Origin of the sequence: Mycetohabitans sp. B46, assembly GCF_037389205.1 — a bacterium.
GTDB lineage: Bacteria > Pseudomonadota > Gammaproteobacteria > Burkholderiales > Burkholderiaceae > Mycetohabitans.
In genome coordinates this window covers 217,248-233,552 of record NZ_JADBGL010000003.1, presented here as the reverse complement: position 1 = coordinate 233,552, position 16,305 = coordinate 217,248, and the positions used below count along the sequence as shown (strand labels likewise).

The following is a 16,305-nucleotide window of genomic DNA, read 5'->3' as shown; positions in this document are numbered from 1 at the left end:
CGGCACAGCGACAGGCACGCCACCGCGAAGCCGACGACCGACGCAAGCAACACAGCCCGGCGCCGCAACAAACATCCGGCGCGCCTGAATGCAAAATTTGATTATCGCTGCGCGAGGGCGAGCCGCGGCAACGCGGCATGCGCGTTAGCCGTTGTATAGAGGGCCAGTTGCGGCAATGTCAGCGAACGCATGGCCGCGATCACCGCCGCAATGCGTGGCACTTGGTCGGGTGTGTTGCGCCCCTTGTAGATCCACTGCGGCGCGATATCTGGCGCGTCGGTCTCTACGACCAGCGCATCGAGCGGCAATTGCGCGGCGAGCTGGCGGATGCGTCGGGCACGCTCAAACGTCACGTTGCCGCCAAAACCAAGCTTAAAGCCTTGTGCGATATACGCATCGGCCTGCTGAAAGCTGCCATTGAATGCATGCGCGATGCCCCGCACGATGTTGAAGCGTCGCAACTCGGCGATCACCGGATCCTGCGACTTGCGCACGTGGCAGATCACCGGCAAGTCGAAGTCGCGCGCCATCTTCAACTGCGCCGTATAGATCTCGCGCTGACGAACTGCATCCAGCCCCGGCACGAAGAAATCCAGACCGATTTCACCGATGCCGACAAAGCGCGGATCATCCAGGCTGGCGCGGATCTCGCGGCGCAGCACCACGAGATCTTCGTCCTGCGCGGCCGGCGCGTACAGTGGGTGAATGCCCAGTGCATAGGCGCCCCCGTCCACGCGATGGGCCAATTCGCGCACTGCCGAGAAGTTAAAGCGGGCGACCGCTGGAATCACAATACGCGACACTTGCGCATCGCGCGCCGCTGACGCCACAGTAGCCCGGTCCGCATCGAATTCGGATGCATCCAGATGACAATGGGTATCAATCCACATCGAGGCTCCTTGTCGCCAGTCCGATGCGACGCTGCGCGGCCCAGACCAGACCAGTCCAGTCCAGTCCAGTCCGTCGTTAGGCTATCGTCTTTGCGAGCGCGGCGCGCGCCACCATTGTTTCATCGTGCAGCACGCCGTCCCGCAAGCGTAATACCCGGTCGCAGCGCGCGGCCAGCTCGATGTCGTGCGTGACGATCACGAAGCTCGTCTCGAACGTGTGCGACAACTCCAACATCAACTGGAACACCGTTTCCGCAGTATGGCCATCGAGGTTGCCAGTCGGCTCGTCCGCCAGCACGCATGCGGGCCGCGTCACCAGCGCGCGCGCGATCGCCACGCGCTGCCGTTCGCCCCCAGACAGCTCTCCAGGCCGGTGTTTCGCGCGATGCGCGATGCCCACGCGCTCTAGCGTGGCCATCGCCTCGCGACGCGCGCCCTCGACCGGCATCCGGCGGATCCGCAGCGGCATCGCGACGTTGTCCAGCGCAGTAAATTCGGGCAACAAATGGTGGAACTGATAGACGAAACCCAGGGCACGATTGCGTAAATCGTTGCGCTCACGCTCCGCTAGGTGCGAGAACGGCCGGCCCAGTAGCGCGACACGCCCCGCACTGGGCTCGTCGAGCCCGCCCAGCAGATGCAACAGTGTACTCTTGCCGGAGCCAGACGCGCCGACGATGGCCAGCTTCTCGCCGCGATACACGTGCAGTTGTGCGTCGGCCAGCACCGGCACCGGCTGGCCGCCCTGCACAAAGGTCTTCGATATGCCGGTCGCGGCCAGCACGATTTGCTGCTCGTCCATTGTTTTACTCATAGCGCAATGCCTCGGCCGGACGCACGCGCGCCCCCCGCCAGCTCGGATACAGTGTCGCGAGCGCAGACAGCACGAACGCAATCGCGCCGATCTTCACCACGTCAGCCGCGACCAAGTCGCTGGGCAGTTCGCTGATGAAGTAGATCGACGGCGGCAGGAATCGGAAGCCCAACACATGCTCGATCAACGGTACCAGCCACGGGATACTCACGGCGAGGGCGCAGCCAAGCGCAATGCCGAGGCCGGTGCCCACGAAGCCGATAGTCACGCCCTGAATCACAAAAATCTTCATGATCGAGCGCGGCTGCGCGCCAAGCGTGCGCAGGATCGCGATATCGGCCTGCTTGTCAGTGACCGTCATCACCAGCGAGGAGACGAGGTTGAAGGCGGCGACCGCAATGATCAGCGTCAGAATGATGAACATCATCCGTTTCTCAATCTGTACCGCCGAAAACCATGTCTTGTTCTGCTGCGTCCAGTCGCGGATATACAGGTCGCCAGATAACGATCGTGCGAGTTGTCGCGCGACTTGCGGCGCGTGCTGCATGTCCTTGATCCGGAGCCGCACGCCGCTAGGCGCGCTCAACCGGAACAGCGCCTGCGCATCGGCGATCGATACCATCGCCAGTGTGCTGTCGAATTCGTAGTGACCGGACTCGAACACGCCGACGACCGTGAACTGCTTAAGCCGCGGCAGCATGCCGGCCGGCGTAATGGTGCCCTCCGGCGCCACCAGGGTAACCTTGTCGCCAACGCTCACGCCCATCGCACTTGCCAAGTCAACGCCGAGCACGATGCCGAACGATCCCGGCCGCAGGTCAGTCAGCCGACCAGCCTTCATCTCACCACCCATGTCGGATACCTGCGGCTCCAGCGCCGGGTCGATGCCGCGCAGCGCGACGCCGTTGACCGCGCTTTGTCGCGTGAGCAGCGCCTGCGCGTCGACGTACGGGGCCGCGCCAACCACCGCCGGATTCTGGCGCGCCTCGTTGGCGGTCAATTGCCAGCTTGGCATCGAGCCGGTTGGCGAGAAGATCTCGATGTGCGCAAGCACCGACAGCATCCGATCACGCACTTCCTTCTGGAAGCCGTTCATCACCGACAGCACAACAATGAGCGCCGCGACGCCAAGCGCGATGCCCGACATCGAAATCAGCGAAATAAACGAAATGAACCCGTTGCCGGAAGAACGTTTGCCAGTACGCGTATAGCGCAAGCCAATTTGCCATTCGTAGGGGAGCTTCAAACCAATCCTTTGTATCCACGCTGACCGATCCCGCTGCTGGACACCGCCGCGGGTAACAGCGAAGTTTGCCACATAACAGTGCCCTTTCGCCGCTGCGTGCCGCAATAGGATGCCTTCTGGCCAGCCACGCCTAGGACACGCACGATCGTCTCGACTCGCGTGTGCTGGACACCGCCATCGCACGCAGGTGGCTCACGTCCCGGGCCTCAAGCCCACCATACGCTGCTCCAAATAGAGGCATGGCACCGACTTGCTGGCCACGCCGAGCCGTTATCTTGGCAGACCGCAAGATTTTCAGTTTTTGATCCTGGTTACCTGCGGTTTTGTACAATGGGATCGTCACAGGACGATTATTCACCCGCTTCCTCAATCTCGAACGAATACCGGTTTCAAACTACCTGGAGCCGCCATATCCCTTTTTTATTCCGCACGAATAGTTCGGCTCGATTGCATTCCGAAGTACTCGAGCGTACATTTTTCTCGCATTCCATTTCGCGACTCAATGCCAACAAAGGGTTTCAGATGAGCGGATTTTATTATCCACGACGAGCTACAACTTATATCACCCCAAGCGCTCGCCGCTCGAACTTCATCGCCTTAAAGCTGCCGAATAAAATATATGCACTTAGCATAGCCAGCACATTGATATTTTCTGATGACGTCATCGCATCCGCCCCCAGCTATGAAGAATCACTCCTGGAAGGCGTGATGTCGAAACTGCTGGCACCACTTAATTCGTCAATCAAAGAAGTAGAAAAAAATCTACTGCATGCCATGGACGTTGATAATTGCAATATGAACGAAAAGCTGAAGTCCCTGTCTACGCGGCACGACGACGCGGTTTCGAAGCTCAAAAAGCAGCTACTCACACAAAATGAAGCATTGTTAGAAAAGATGGAACATATTGGCTCGACAACAGAAAGCAGAATTAATTCTCAAACAAAAATTTTAGAAAACAAAAATCCAGATTTTTACCATAAAGTAATCCAACATTCAAATGAGCAGACGAAATCAATAAAATCCTTATCGCAGGAACTACGGAATACCAATGCCATTTTGGAGCGGCTATCAGTTAACAACGAATCACTTAACAGCAAGGTAGACAATGTACCAATCAAGATCCAGTATCAACTAAATAAGCATTACGAAACAATCAACGATGCTATAGATAATTCCATGGCAATAACAAAAAATCAACTCAAGGATCAAGAAGAAACACTGGAAAATGGGCTAGATAAGTTAGAAAAACGACTAAGAACGACAATCAAAAAAGAAGTGCAAAGAATAAACCAAGGCAGTTGGTACGAAGAAGTGAAAGACAAGGTGGCTGTAGAGTCACCCGCCGCGGTATCGCTGCAAACAGAGCTAGCCAAGGCGAACGAAAGTGGGTACCCGAAGCTCATGCTGTCGAGCAGCCAAATGCGTTCGGAGCCTGAGCTAACGTATGCGGGCAGCCCATTGGCGCTTACGCTGCTAGACGACGGCGGGCATTGCACGACGGCACGGGAAAACAAAGGCGTCTATGCCGACCCTACGCTGGCGAACCAAGGCGGACCCTCCAGACCCGCGCTGCCGAACCGAGCCAGGCTCTTTGAACCTACGCCGGTGGAGCAAGACGGACCCTCCGAACCTGTGCTGGCGAACCGAGCCAAGCTCTCTGAATCTGCGCCGGTGGACCAAGCTGGGCCCTCCAAACCTGTGCTGGCGAACCGAGCCAAGCTCTCTGAATCTGCGCCGGTGGACCAAGCTGGGCCCTCCGAACCTGTGCTGGCGAACCGAGTCAAGCTCTCTGAATCTGCGCCGGTGGACCAAGCTGGGCCCTCCAAACCTGTGCTGGCGAACCGAGCCAAGCTCTCTGAACCTGCGCCGGTGGACCAAGCCGGGCCCTCCAAACCTGCGCTGGCGAATCGAGCCAAGTTCTCCGAACTTGCGCTGGTGGAGCAAGGTGGCCCCCTCGAACCTGCGTCGGTGGACAAAAGCGAGCTTATCGAACCAATGCCCGCCGGCGACGTCAGCGCCGCTCGGCATACGCGCCCGGATAGCGACGGCCATCCCGGGCTGATGCTCGCGGACGAAGTCGCGTCGGATCGCCACGACATTTCTTCCTGCGATCGGCCCGGCGAGTGCGGGGGCGGGTCTGCGCGTGAACGGTTGCGCGAACTCATCGGGGCTGACCTGCCTTCGCTTGTGGCCGAAAAACTAGATATTCACGTCGACGAGACCCGAGTCTCGGTCGGCGAGCCCGGCCATGAACGCAGAATTACGGACGTCGCACGCGGCACGCAGCCCACCGACGCAGTGAACAAGGCGCAAATGGATGAGGCGGTGGCACAGGTGGACCGCAACGCATCGGCGGGCACCGCGGCAGCGATGGCAGTAGCGGGGCTGCCACAGCCAACCTTGCCCGGCAAGAGCTTGATGACGTTCGCCGGTGCGACTTACCGCGGCCAGTACGGTGTGGCGCTTGGCATATCGCACGTGACGCCGAATAACCGCTGGGTGTTGAAATTTGCCGCCAACGCGAGCGGCCGTGGCTACGTTGGAATGGTCGCGGCAGGCGGTTTTCAATGGTGAAGCTGGGGCGCAAAGCGTGCGCTCGCGCGACAGATGACGCGCGAGCGGCGAATGAGATCGATATGACCGGTGGATTGCCCTACAATGCGCTCCATCATGCATGTCGCACATTCCGTTTCCCGCCTCCACCTACTGCTGCCCTTTGCGTTGCCCACCGCGGCCAGCGCACAGCCGGCGCTGCAGGACCTAGATAAGCCGGCACTGGACAGGCTGCTCGAACGCGCGACGCTTGTCGAACGCGTGGTCGGGGACGATTTCCAGCGCACCTTGCCACACGAGCGATGGATCGCCCGCTGTTTCGGCGTCGGCCATGCCGCCGCACCTGCTGCGTCGCGCCAACAGGCAGACGATGCAGCATCGAGCGAGCGCGCAGCTCGGTCGGCTGCCGCAACCGACGATGATGCCCCGCTTGCCCCGTACATGCTGCTTGCGGACGGCGGCGAACCGCGCGATGCCGTCTGGGCATGCGTTGAGCCTGTCCATGTGCAGGTCGCGCACGATCATTTGGTACTGATCGAACCCGCGACGCTGCAGCTTTCGACGGATGACGCGGTCGCGCTACTTGCCGTCGCACGGCCCCTCATCGAGGCGCTCGGCGTAGAGGTGGCGGCCCCGACGCCGCTGCGCTGGTATTTGTCGGGCGAGCCACTCGGCTCGTTGGCCAGCGCGGCGCCCCTGCGCGCCGCCGGACGCAACATCGAGATCTGGCTGCCGCACGAAGCCCATACTGGCCGCCGGCCGCGCACGTGGATGAAGCTGCAAAATGAGGTCCAGATGGCTTGGTTCGAGCATCCGGTCAACCAGGCCCGGGAAGCCCGTGGGTTACCCGCCGCCAACTCGATCTGGCTTCACGCGCAAGGACGCATGACGCCGGTGTCGCAGCCCTTCAAGCACGTGCTATCGCGGGCAGCAGCCACGCGTGGGCTGGCGCTCGCGTCTGGCGCGGCATTGGCGACGCCGCCCGCCACTTTCGACCGGCTACAGCAGCAAGCCGGCGGTCAGACCACGGCCCGCGCCGCGGGTCGCGGCACAGCCGGTGTGACGCTGGTCGAACTCGATCAACTGAGCACCCCATTCGTGCAGCAGGACTGGCCGCGCTTTCGCGCCGCGTTCGCCGCGCTGGAGCGCGACTGGTTCGCGCCGGCGCTCGCGGCGTTGCAACGCCGCGAACTCGCGGAACTCGCGTTGACGCTGTGCAGCGACACCGGCACGACGACGCTCGTCGTGCGCCCCATCGATATGAAAAAATTCTGGCGACGTCGGTCATTTGCGTCGCTGTTGCCGTGAGCCTCCGCCCATGACCCGAATCGTCACCCGAGCCTGCCCGCCCGCCGACGCGCATGCTCTTGCGCAGCATGGCATTCATCCGGTGCTCGCGCGGCTGTATGCATCGCGCGGCATCGGTACGCCCGCCGACGTGGAAACCGCGCTGGCGCGACTACTGCCCCCAACGCAGCTCTCAGGCGCCGGCGCCGCGGCCTCGCTGCTGGCCGATGCGATTGCCGCACAACGGCAAATCCTGGTGGTGGCCGACTATGACTGCGATGGCGCGACCGCATGCGCGGTGGCCGTACGGGGCCTGCGCCTATTCGGCGCACACATCGACTATCTGGTACCGAACCGGTTCGAATACGGCTACGGACTGACGCCGGATATCGTTGAGCTGGCCGCCCGCCGCCCTGGCGCACGCCCCGACCTGCTGGTCACCGTCGACAACGGGATCGCCAGCGTGGACGGCGTGGCAGCCGCCAACGCGCTCGGCATCGACGTGCTGATTACCGATCACCACTTGCCCGGGGACACGCTGCCCGCGGCACGCGCAATCGTCAACCCGAACCAACCGGGCTGCGCATTCCCGAGCAAGCACCTGGCCGGCGTCGGCGTAATGTTCTACGTGCTACTGGCGCTGCGCGCGCTATTGCGCGAGCGCGGCACCTTCGATGGCCGCCCCGAGCCGCGGCTGGACGGTCTACTCGACCTGGTCGCGCTGGGCACGGTGGCCGACGTCGTGCGGCTGGACGCGAACAATCGCGTGCTGGTTGCACAGGGCCTTCAGCGCATCCGCAACGGCAAGATGCAACCGGGCGTGGCCGCGCTTTTCCGGGCGGCCGCGCGCGATGCGCGCAACGCATCCGCATTCGACCTGGGGTTTGCGTTGGGGCCGCGACTGAATGCGGCAGGTCGGCTCTCCGACATGTCGCTTGGCATTGAATGCCTGGTCACCGACGATGCGCAGCGCGCCGATGCGCTGGCACAGCAACTCGATGCAATGAACCGCGAACGGCGTGAAATCGAGGCAGGGATGCAGGAGCAGGCGCTGGCCGAGCTCGCCCAGCTCGATCCGCGCGACGCGGCCACAATCACGCTGTTCAACCCGGCGTGGCACCAGGGCGTGATCGGCATCGTCGCGGGCCGGCTCAAGGAGCGCTTCCACCGGCCGGCGATCACGTTCGCGCCGGCCGACGAGTCGCTCGAGCGCGTGAAAGGCTCGGGACGCTCGATCCCGGGCTTTCACTTGCGTGACGCGCTGGACCTGGTCTCCAAGCGGGAGCCCGGTTTGATCGAGCGCTTTGGCGGCCACGCGATGGCCGCCGGCCTCACGCTGCGCACCAGCGACGTGCCGCGCTTCGCGGCGGCATTCGAGACGCTGGCGCGCGAATGGCTGAACGAGGACGCACTCGCACGACAGATCGAGACCGACGGCGAACTGGAGGACACGTATCACACGCCGTCGTTCGTCGAGCTGATCGACAACGCGGTATGGGGTCAGGGCTTTCCGGCACCGATTTTTTCAGGGGAATTCAACGTGCTGTCTCAGTCACTCGTCAAGGAGCGGCACCTGAAGTTGCAGCTTGCCCGCGGGCGTCTGCGCTTTGCAGCAATCTGGTTCAATCACATCGACACGCTTCCAGCACGGGCGCTGTTCGCCTACCGGCTCGTGCGCGATACGTGGAATGGTGTGTCGCGTGTGCAGCTGGTCATCGAGCATGCGGCGGCCTGATGTCGATCCGCTATAATTTACCCTTTTTGCAAGGCCCCGATCGACATGGAAGCAGAACGTCTAAACGCGATCGAAGCGACCCTCGCCGACCTGCGCAAGCGCGCGGGAGAGCTACGGGGGTATCTTTGACTTCGATGCGAAACAAGCTCGCCTAACGGAAGTCAACACGGCGCTCGAGGACCCGACCGTCTGGAGCGACTCGAAGCAAGCGCAAGCGCTCGGTCGCGAGAAGAAGCTGCTCGACGCGGTCGTGCAAATGCTCTCGGCGCTAAACGGTGACCTGACGGACACGCAGGAGCTGTTCGAGCTGGCCAACGAGGAGCAGGACGATGACACGCTGCTCGCCTGCGAGCGCGACGTGCAAGCCCTGGAGCGCCGCGTGGCCGACATCGAATTCCGCCGGATGTTCAACAATCCAGCCGATCCGAACAACTGCTTCGTCGATATCCAGGCCGGCGCCGGCGGCACCGAGGCTCAGGACTGGGCGTCGATGCTGTTGCGCCAGTATCTGCGCTACTGCGAGCGCAAGGGCTTCAAAGCCGAAGTGCTCGAGCAGTCCGATGGTGAAGTGGCAGGCATCAAAAATGCCACGATCAAGGTCGAAGGCGAGTATGCCTATGGCTACCTGCGCACCGAGACCGGCATCCACCGCCTGGTGCGCAAGTCGCCGTTCGATTCGTCTGGTGGTCGCCATACGTCGTTCTCGTCGGTGTTCGTGTATCCGGAAGTGGATGAATCGATCGACATCGACGTCAACCCGGCCGACCTGCGCATCGACACGTTTCGCGCATCCGGGGCCGGCGGCCAGCACATCAACAAGACCGACTCGGCGGTGCGCATCACGCATTTGCCGTCAGGCATCGTCGTGCAGTGCCAGAACGACCGCTCACAACATCGAAATCGCGCCGAGGCGATGGCGATGCTCAAATCGCGGCTATACGAGGCGGAGATGCGCAAGCGCCAAGCCGAGCAGGACAAGCTCGAATCGAGCAAGACCGACGTGGGCTGGGGCCACCAGATCCGCTCCTACGTGCTCGACCAGAGCCGCGTGAAGGACTTGCGCACCAACGTCGAAATCAGCAACACACGTGCAGTGCTCGACGGGGATCTCGACGATTTCATTAGCGCGAGCCTAAAGCAAGGCGTATAACCGCGGGCGCAACTGACCATGACCGAAAAGAATCCCAATGCCGCGCAGGCCGGCATCGACAGCGACGACAACGCGATCATCGCGGAGCGCCGCGACAAACTGCGGGCGCTGCGCGAGCAAGGTAACGCCTATCCAAACGACTTCCGCCCGGAACACAGCGCGGCGGATCTGCGCGCTCGCTTCGCCGACACCGACAAGGACGCCCTTGAAGCGCATGCGCTAAACGTATCGATTGCCGGCCGGATGATGCTCAAGCGCATCATGGGCAAGGCAAGCTTCGCGACCGTGCAGGACGGCACCGGTCAGATCCAGTTCTTCATCACGCCGGCTGACGTCGGTGCCGATGTCTACGATGCATTCAAGAAATGGGATCTGGGCGACATCATCGCGGCGCACGGCGTGCTGTTCCGGACCAATAAGGGCGAGCTGTCGGTACGCTGCACCGGGCTGCGGCTGCTGTCCAAGGCCATCCGGCCGCTGCCGGACAAGTTTCATGGGTTGTCCGATCAGGAAACACGCTACCGGCAGCGCTACGTGGACCTGATCGTCACGCCCGAAGCACGCCAGACGTTCCAGGCGCGCACGCGCGCAATCGCGTCGATCCGTCAGTTCATGACGAACGCAAACTTCATGGAAGTCGAGACGCCGATGCTGCACCCGATCCCGGGCGGCGCGGCGGCCAAGCCATTCATCACGCATCACAATGCGCTGGACATGCAGATGTTCTTGCGCATCGCGCCGGAGCTGTACCTGAAACGGCTGGTTGTCGGCGGATTGGAGCGCGTATTTGAAATCAACCGGAATTTCCGCAACGAAGGCGTCTCGCCGCGGCACAATCCGGAATTCACGATGATGGAGTTCTACGCCGCGTACACCGACTACCGCTGGCTGATGGACTTCACTGAGCAGTTGATCCGGCAAGCGGCGCTGGACGCGCGAGGTACGACGGCGATCCACTATCAGGGACGCGAACTGGACTTGGGCAAGCCCTTTCACCGCTTGACAATCACCGGTGCGATCCAAAAGTATGCGCCGCAATACAGCGACGCACAGCTTGCTGACAGCGACTGGCTGCGTGCCGAATTGCGCCGGCTCGGCGTCGATCCCCACGACGCGCCGTTGCGCAACGCCGGCGTGGGCGCGCTGCAGCTTGCTCTGTTCGAGGAAACCGCTGAAGCGCAGTTGTGGGAGCCGACCTATATCGTCGACTATCCGGTGGAAGTGTCGCCGCTCGCGCGGGCGTCGGACACGGTTCCCGGCATTACCGAGCGCTTCGAGTTGTTCATTACCGGCCGCGAAATCGCAAACGGCTTCTCGGAGCTGAACGATCCGGAGGACCAGGCGGCACGCTTTCGCAAACAGGTCGAGCAGAAAGATGCCGGCGACGAGGAAGCGATGTACTACGACGCCGACTACATTCGCGCGCTCGAATACGGCATGCCGCCAACCGGCGGATGCGGTATCGGCATCGACCGGCTCGTGATGTTGCTAACCGACAGCCCGAGCATCCGCGACGTGATTCTATTCCCGCACCTGCGGCGCGAGGATTGACGCGACACTACGTGCGTACGGTCGGCCGCGAGCGGGTCCGTGCGCCGACGTTGCCCTGCGGGCCGGCAAATTGCCGGCCCTATTGATTTGTAACGAACAGTAAAGCAGCGCGGGTGCGGCGGCCGGTACGCCGCAATTAGTTACAACTTGAAACCGACAACGGACGGGGCACCGCGCAGACTGGGCGTATTCGGAAAGCGCTCCTTCGTGGAGGTCAAAAAATGGAACGCCCACGCAAGCTTCATCCGCTGGTCGCGGCTGCCGCGGTCGCGGTCATCATTGCCAGCCTGGCCGCGACCGCGGCCGTCACGGGGTTGCTGCCCACCGCATCCAGCAGCAGGGCGCGGAACGATGCCGCGCCAATCACCCAAGCCGCGCAACAGCCGGCCATGGATGCCGCCGCACCGGCGGCCGCAGCTCAGTCGCGCACTACGCCGCCCCAGGTGCTCTCGTCCGCACAGCAATCAGCGCCACCCGCTCCGCCCACTGCGTCGTATGCGCCACATGCACAGCAATCGGGCGACGCTGCCATGCCCGCGCCGCCCACCGGCTACGCGCAGAATGGCAGGGGGCCCGGCGCCGCACCGCCCCATGCGGCAGCCTGCGCATCATGCGGGACTGTCGAATCGGTCGTCCCTATTCGACGCGAAGGCCATAGCACAGGACTCGGCGCGGTCGGCGGCGCGGTAGCAGGCGGCGTGATTGGCAACCAGTTCGGCGGCGGTGGTGGACGTACCGCGATGACGCTGCTCGGCGCACTCGGCGGCGGACTGGCCGGCAATTCGGTCGAGAAACATATGCACAGCGAAACGGACTATCGGGTCCACGTACGGATGCAAAACGGCAAGCTGCGCTACTTCACGTACCGACAACCACCTTCGTTCCAGCCCGGCGAGCGCGTACGAATCGAAAACGGTGCGCTCATGCACGCCGAGCACGCCGGTTGACGGGCCGTGGACTGAGGACGCCGGCGGCGGCGCGGATTGGAAACGCCGGCGGCGCGGATTGGAAACGCCGGCGACGCGGATTGGGAGCATCCGCGAGGTTTAGTAGTCGGCGTCCTCGATCCACGCGGCCTGGATCGCCTCAAGAATCTTTTCGCTCGAGCGCTCCGGGTCGTCGTCAAAGCCGTTCAGTTCCGTCACCCATCGATGCAGGTCGGTGAACCGCACGTATTGAGGGTCAACGTCGGGATAGGCATCGGTCAGTGCCATCGCGATATCGTTCGTGTCGGTCCATTTCATCGCCGCCGCCCTCCTTGGACTCAGTGGTTTTCCTTCGCATGATTGATCGAGTATTTCGGAATCTCGATCACCAGATCCGCATTTTGCGGCACCTTGGCCTGACACGACAACCGGGAAGTCGGCTCCAGGCCCCAAGCCTTGTCCAGTAAGTCGTCCTCATCCTCCTCGGATGGCGCCAGCGCATCGAATCCTTCGCGCACAATCACGTGGCACGTGGTGCACGCACACGACTTCTCGCACGCATGCTCGATCTCGATGCCAGCGTCCAGCAGCGCATCGCAGACGCTCTTGCCAGGCTCGGCTTCAAGCACCGCGCCCTCGGGGCATAACTCGACATGAGGCAATACAACGATTTGAGACATTGGAAAACAGTCCTGTAAAGCAGCAGTAGCAAGCAGCAGGGGCGGCACCGATCAGCCGATTTCGTCAAGCTTGCGGCCCGCGAGCACGCCACGAATACTCTTATCCATGCGCCGCGCGGCGAACTCGTCGGTCGCGGCCGACAGGGCTTTCGTCGCCTCGTCGATGCGGTCCGCGTCATCGCCGTCGATCACGGCACGCAGTGCGTTCAATTTGGCCTCGACGTCGGCACGCTCGGCAGCGTCGAGCAATTCCCCATCGGCCGCCAGCGCCGCGTCAGTGGCATCCGCCAGGCGCCGCGCGTCAATCTGCGCCTCACGCAACGCCCTCGCCCGCATGTCGCGCTCCGCGCTACTAAAACTCTCCTCGAGCATCCGCGCGATATCGTCGTCACCGAGCCCGTACGACGGCTTGACGACCACCGCGGCCTGCGTGCCCGACTGCATTTCGCGGGCGGACACGGACAACAGCCCGTCCGCATCGACCTGGAACGTAACGCGGATCCGAGCGGCACCAGCGGTCATCGGCGGAATACCGCGCAACTCAAAACGCGCGAGCGAGCGACAGTCAGACACCAATTCACGCTCGCCTTGCACCACGTGAATGGCCATCGCGCTCTGGCCGTCCTTAAACGTTGTGAATTCCTGCGCCCGCGCCACGGGAATCGTCGAGTTGCGCGGGATAATCTTCTCCACCAGCCCGCCCATCGTCTCCAACCCGAGCGACAGCGGTATCACGTCGAGCAGCAACCAGTCGTCGCCCTCGCGCCGGTTGCCAGCCAGCACGTCGGCCTGGATCGCGGCACCCAGTGCAACGACCTGGTCCGGATCCAAGTCCGTCAACGGCGCCTTGCCGAAATACTGCTCGACAGCCCGACGCACACCACGCATACGCGTGGAGCCGCCTACCAGCACGATGCCGTCAAAATCCTGCGGCATCGCTTTCGCATCGCGCAACGCCTTGCGCGTGAGCGCCAGCGTGCGTTCGACCAGCGGCTGGGTCATCGTCGCGAATTCAGCTTCCGTGAGTGTTAGCACGACGCGCCGGCCACAGGATAATGTGACGTCGAGCACAGCCTCGTCCTGAGCCGACAGCGTTTCCTTGGCGATACGCACCGCATCCAGCAGCGCCCGCACGTCCTGCGGCGGCAGCGTGCCGAGCGCCGCGCGGTTCAACACATGCCGATACAGCACCTGGTCGAAGTCATCGCCGCCCAGCGCCGAATCGCCACCCGTGGACAGCACCTCGAACACGCCGCGCGTGAGCTTGAGCACCGACAAGTCAAATGTGCCGCCACCCAAGTCGTACACCGCGTATAGCCCTTGCGCACCGCTGTCCAGCCCATAGGCGATCGCCGCGGCGGTCGGCTCGTTCAACAAGCGCAACACGTTCAAGCCGGCGAGCTGGGCGGCATCTTTCGTGCCCTGCCGCTGGGCATCGTCAAAATACGCGGGAACCGTGATGACGGCCCCAACTATGTCGTCACCGAGCGTATCCTCGGCGCGCTGCCGCAATGTCGCGAGGATCTCCGCGGAGACCTCGACCGGGCTGCGCACGCCGTCCGCGGTCTGCAGCTGAACCATGCCGGGCGCGTCGACAAACGCGTAAGGTGCGTTGTCCAAGTCCTGCACGTCGGTCTTGCCGCGCCCCATGAAACGCTTGATCGAGACGATTGTGTTGCGCGGATCCAGCACCGCGTCTTCCTTCGCTGGATAACCGATCTTGCGCCCACCGTCAGGCAGGTAGCGAACGACGGATGGCAGCAACGCCCGCCCTTCGTCATCAGGCAACACCTCTGGGATGCTGTTGCGCACCGCGGCCACCAGCGAGTGGGTCGTCCCAAGGTCGATGCCGATGGCGATTCGGCGTTGATGCGGCGCCGGTGCCATGCCGGGTTCGGAGATTTGCAGTAAGGCCATCTTTATCCATGTGGGGTACGATACCGGGCGCGTGACGAGCGCGCCTCGCATCGGGCGGCAGGCTTCACGCCGCCTCCAATTTGTCGATCTGTGCGTCGATTTCGTGTGCGACCCGCTCGATGAACATCAACTGGCGCACGGCTTCGGCCGCCGGCTGGTCCGCATTGGAATCGAGCCATTCGCCGAGCCGCGCGAGCCGTGTCGATTGCTCATCCCGCAACTCACGCAGCAGCGCCTGCAGCGCATCGACATTGCGCGCCGCAGCGGCATCCTCGGTCCGCTCGCGCCATTCCATTTGCTGCATCAGGAACGCCGGTTCCATCGCGGTGTTGTTTTCCGCGCCGACATCGATGCCACGCAGGTGCAACAGGTAGGTCGCGCGTTGCAGCGGCGACTTCAGTGTTCGGTATGCCTCGTTCGCCCGCGTCGCCCATTGCATCGCAATGCGCTTTTGCGCGTCACCGGCCGAAGCGAAACGGTCCGGATGCACCTGCGTCTGCACGGCGCGATAGGCATGATCGAGCGCACGCGCGTCCAACTCGAAACGCTCGGGCAACTGGAACAATTCGAAGTGGTTTTGAGTCAGCGAACGCATGGTCGGGAATCACAACTGGCGCCCCACTATGCGGTGGCGCGGACGGAATGCGCCAATGGCGCCAAAGACACAAAGGCAACATGCGACGAATCAGACGCGGAACGACTCGCCGCATCCACATTCGTCCTTCACGTTCGGGTTGTTAAACCGGAACCCCTCATTGAGCCCTTCGCGAGCGAAATCCAGTTCTGTGCCGTCGATGTACGCCAGGCTCTTCGGATCGACGATGACCTTGATCCCATGGCTCTCGAACACCATGTCGCCCGAGTCTAGCTCATCGACGTATTCGAGCTTGTACGCCAGGCCCGAGCAGCCAGTCGTGCGCACACCGAGCCGCAGCCCGATGCCCTTGCCACGGCGCGTCAGATACTTCTGCACATGCTGCGCCGCTTTTTCCGTCAAAGTGATCGCCATCTTCGTTCGCCGGTCCAGCCGGCCGTCATTGGTCGGTTCGCCCACTGCCGCCCTTGACCGGCCGAGTCGGCCGGTCAAGCGACTCCCCGCGACGGTCAAGCCGCCGCTTCGCCCGCCTGGATAGCAGGTTTGTCGGCCACCGCCACACGTCGCTGCTTGTAGTCGGCCACCGCCGCCTTAATCGCATCTTCCGCCAGGATCGAGCAGTGGATCTTCACCGGCGGCAGCGCCAACTCCTCGGCGATCTGGGTGTTCTTGATCGAGAGCGCCTGGTCCAGCGTCTTGCCCTTGACCCATTCTGTCACCAGCGAACTGGACGCGATCGCAGAGCCGCAGCCATAGGTCTTAAACTTCGCATCCTCGATGACCCCATCCGCGCCGACCCGGATTTGCAGCTTCATCACGTCGCCGCACGCCGGCGCGCCGACCATGCCCGTGCCGACCGCGTCGTCGTCCTTCGCAAACGACCCGACATTGCGCGGGTTTTCATAGTGGTCCAGAACCTTGTCGCTATAAGCCATTGCAGTACTCCTTGCTGTGTCCGTAG

Annotated in this window: 15 protein-coding genes; 6 read left to right on the top strand and 9 right to left on the bottom strand. The window is 62.7% G+C overall.

Features of this window, described 5'->3' with window-relative positions; translation table 11 throughout:
- Positions 1–101: 101 nt before the first annotated feature.
- From IHE30_RS05080 to IHE30_RS05070, 3 genes are all read right to left on the bottom strand, one after another.
- The gene (locus IHE30_RS05080; protein WP_337689326.1) at positions 102–890 is read right to left on the bottom strand and encodes a TatD family hydrolase; all 789 of its coding nucleotides are present in this window, start codon (positions 888–890) and stop codon (positions 102–104) included.
- A 76-nt stretch (positions 891–966) separates the two neighbouring features.
- Positions 967–1,692: an ABC transporter ATP-binding protein gene (locus IHE30_RS05075; protein ID WP_337689325.1), complete on the bottom strand. Its 726-nt coding sequence runs from the start codon at positions 1,690–1,692 to the stop codon at positions 967–969.
- A 4-nt stretch (positions 1,693–1,696) separates the two neighbouring features.
- Positions 1,697–2,950 (bottom strand): lipoprotein-releasing ABC transporter permease subunit, encoded by a 1,254-nt coding sequence (locus IHE30_RS05070; protein WP_337689324.1) that lies wholly within the window; start codon positions 2,948–2,950, stop codon positions 1,697–1,699.
- A gap of 522 nt (positions 2,951–3,472) precedes the next feature.
- On the opposite strand from IHE30_RS05070, the gene IHE30_RS05065 reads away from it, so the two are divergent.
- From IHE30_RS05065 to IHE30_RS05040, 6 genes are all read left to right on the top strand, one after another.
- Positions 3,473–5,524, top strand: a complete 2,052-nt coding sequence (locus IHE30_RS05065) for a YadA-like family protein (protein ID WP_337689323.1) — start codon at positions 3,473–3,475, stop codon at positions 5,522–5,524.
- Between the two features lie 84 nt (positions 5,525–5,608).
- Positions 5,609–6,811: a regulator gene (locus tag IHE30_RS05060; protein ID WP_337689322.1), complete on the top strand. Its 1,203-nt coding sequence runs from the start codon at positions 5,609–5,611 to the stop codon at positions 6,809–6,811.
- A gap of 10 nt (positions 6,812–6,821) precedes the next feature.
- Positions 6,822–8,525: a single-stranded-DNA-specific exonuclease RecJ gene (gene recJ, locus IHE30_RS05055; RefSeq protein WP_337689321.1), complete on the top strand. Its 1,704-nt coding sequence runs from the start codon at positions 6,822–6,824 to the stop codon at positions 8,523–8,525.
- 45 nt (positions 8,526–8,570) lie between these two features.
- Positions 8,571–9,675 (top strand): peptide chain release factor 2 gene (gene prfB, locus IHE30_RS05050; RefSeq protein ID WP_337689320.1). Its coding sequence is split into 2 segments (ribosomal slippage): positions 8,571–8,651 and positions 8,653–9,675, totalling 1,104 coding nucleotides; the frame shifts between segments, so codons are not numbered across the junction.
- Positions 9,676–9,693: 18 nt separating this feature from the next.
- The gene (lysS, locus tag IHE30_RS05045; RefSeq protein ID WP_337689319.1) at positions 9,694–11,226 is read left to right on the top strand and encodes a lysine--tRNA ligase; all 1,533 of its coding nucleotides are present in this window, start codon (positions 9,694–9,696) and stop codon (positions 11,224–11,226) included.
- A gap of 221 nt (positions 11,227–11,447) precedes the next feature.
- Positions 11,448–12,173 carry a glycine zipper 2TM domain-containing protein gene (locus IHE30_RS05040; RefSeq protein ID WP_337689318.1) on the top strand — a complete coding sequence of 242 codons (726 nt, stop codon included), beginning with the start codon at positions 11,448–11,450 and terminating at the stop codon, positions 12,171–12,173.
- Between the two features lie 99 nt (positions 12,174–12,272).
- On the opposite strand, the gene iscX is transcribed toward IHE30_RS05040, so the two are convergent.
- From iscX to iscU, 6 genes are all read right to left on the bottom strand, one after another.
- Entirely contained in the window at positions 12,273–12,470 is a 198-nt protein-coding gene (gene iscX / locus IHE30_RS05035) for a Fe-S cluster assembly protein IscX (RefSeq protein WP_337689317.1), read from the bottom strand.
- Positions 12,471–12,490: 20 nt separating this feature from the next.
- Positions 12,491–12,832 (bottom strand): ISC system 2Fe-2S type ferredoxin, encoded by a 342-nt coding sequence (fdx, locus tag IHE30_RS05030; protein WP_013435717.1) that lies wholly within the window; start codon positions 12,830–12,832, stop codon positions 12,491–12,493.
- 51 nt (positions 12,833–12,883) lie between these two features.
- A complete protein-coding gene (hscA, locus tag IHE30_RS05025) occupies positions 12,884–14,749 on the bottom strand; it encodes a Fe-S protein assembly chaperone HscA (RefSeq protein WP_337689316.1) in 1,866 nt (621 codons plus the stop codon).
- A gap of 64 nt (positions 14,750–14,813) precedes the next feature.
- Entirely contained in the window at positions 14,814–15,344 is a 531-nt protein-coding gene (hscB, locus tag IHE30_RS05020) for a Fe-S protein assembly co-chaperone HscB (RefSeq protein ID WP_337689315.1), read from the bottom strand.
- A gap of 90 nt (positions 15,345–15,434) precedes the next feature.
- Positions 15,435–15,758 carry an iron-sulfur cluster assembly protein IscA gene (gene iscA / locus IHE30_RS05015; RefSeq protein WP_104077248.1) on the bottom strand — a complete coding sequence of 108 codons (324 nt, stop codon included), beginning with the start codon at positions 15,756–15,758 and terminating at the stop codon, positions 15,435–15,437.
- Positions 15,759–15,853: 95 nt separating this feature from the next.
- A complete protein-coding gene (gene iscU, locus IHE30_RS05010; protein ID WP_337689314.1) occupies positions 15,854–16,279 on the bottom strand; it encodes a Fe-S cluster assembly scaffold IscU in 426 nt (141 codons plus the stop codon).
- Between the last annotated feature and the right edge of the window lie 26 nt (positions 16,280–16,305).

What these genes read in the sequence shown, in the direction of transcription:
- IHE30_RS05080 (WP_337689326.1), bottom strand. Translation starts at nt 890, where the DNA reads ATGTGGATTGATACCCATTGTCATCTGGATGCATCCGAATTCGATGCG.
- IHE30_RS05075 (WP_337689325.1), bottom strand. Translation starts at nt 1,692, where the DNA reads ATGGACGAGCAGCAAATCGTGCTGGCCGCGACCGGCATATCGAAGACC.
- IHE30_RS05065 (WP_337689323.1), top strand. Translation starts at nt 3,473, where the DNA reads ATGAGCGGATTTTATTATCCACGACGAGCTACAACTTATATCACCCCA.
- IHE30_RS05060 (WP_337689322.1), top strand. Translation starts at nt 5,609, where the DNA reads ATGCGCTCCATCATGCATGTCGCACATTCCGTTTCCCGCCTCCACCTA.
- recJ (WP_337689321.1), top strand. Translation starts at nt 6,822, where the DNA reads ATGACCCGAATCGTCACCCGAGCCTGCCCGCCCGCCGACGCGCATGCT.
- lysS (WP_337689319.1), top strand. Translation starts at nt 9,694, where the DNA reads ATGACCGAAAAGAATCCCAATGCCGCGCAGGCCGGCATCGACAGCGAC.
- IHE30_RS05040 (WP_337689318.1), top strand. Translation starts at nt 11,448, where the DNA reads ATGGAACGCCCACGCAAGCTTCATCCGCTGGTCGCGGCTGCCGCGGTC.
- iscX (WP_337689317.1), bottom strand. Translation starts at nt 12,470, where the DNA reads ATGAAATGGACCGACACGAACGATATCGCGATGGCACTGACCGATGCC.
- fdx (WP_013435717.1), bottom strand. Translation starts at nt 12,832, where the DNA reads ATGTCTCAAATCGTTGTATTGCCTCATGTCGAGTTATGCCCCGAGGGC.
- hscA (WP_337689316.1), bottom strand. Translation starts at nt 14,749, where the DNA reads ATGGCCTTACTGCAAATCTCCGAACCCGGCATGGCACCGGCGCCGCAT.
- hscB (WP_337689315.1), bottom strand. Translation starts at nt 15,344, where the DNA reads ATGCGTTCGCTGACTCAAAACCACTTCGAATTGTTCCAGTTGCCCGAG.
- iscA (WP_104077248.1), bottom strand. Translation starts at nt 15,758, where the DNA reads ATGGCGATCACTTTGACGGAAAAAGCGGCGCAGCATGTGCAGAAGTAT.
- iscU (WP_337689314.1), bottom strand. Translation starts at nt 16,279, where the DNA reads ATGGCTTATAGCGACAAGGTTCTGGACCACTATGAAAACCCGCGCAAT.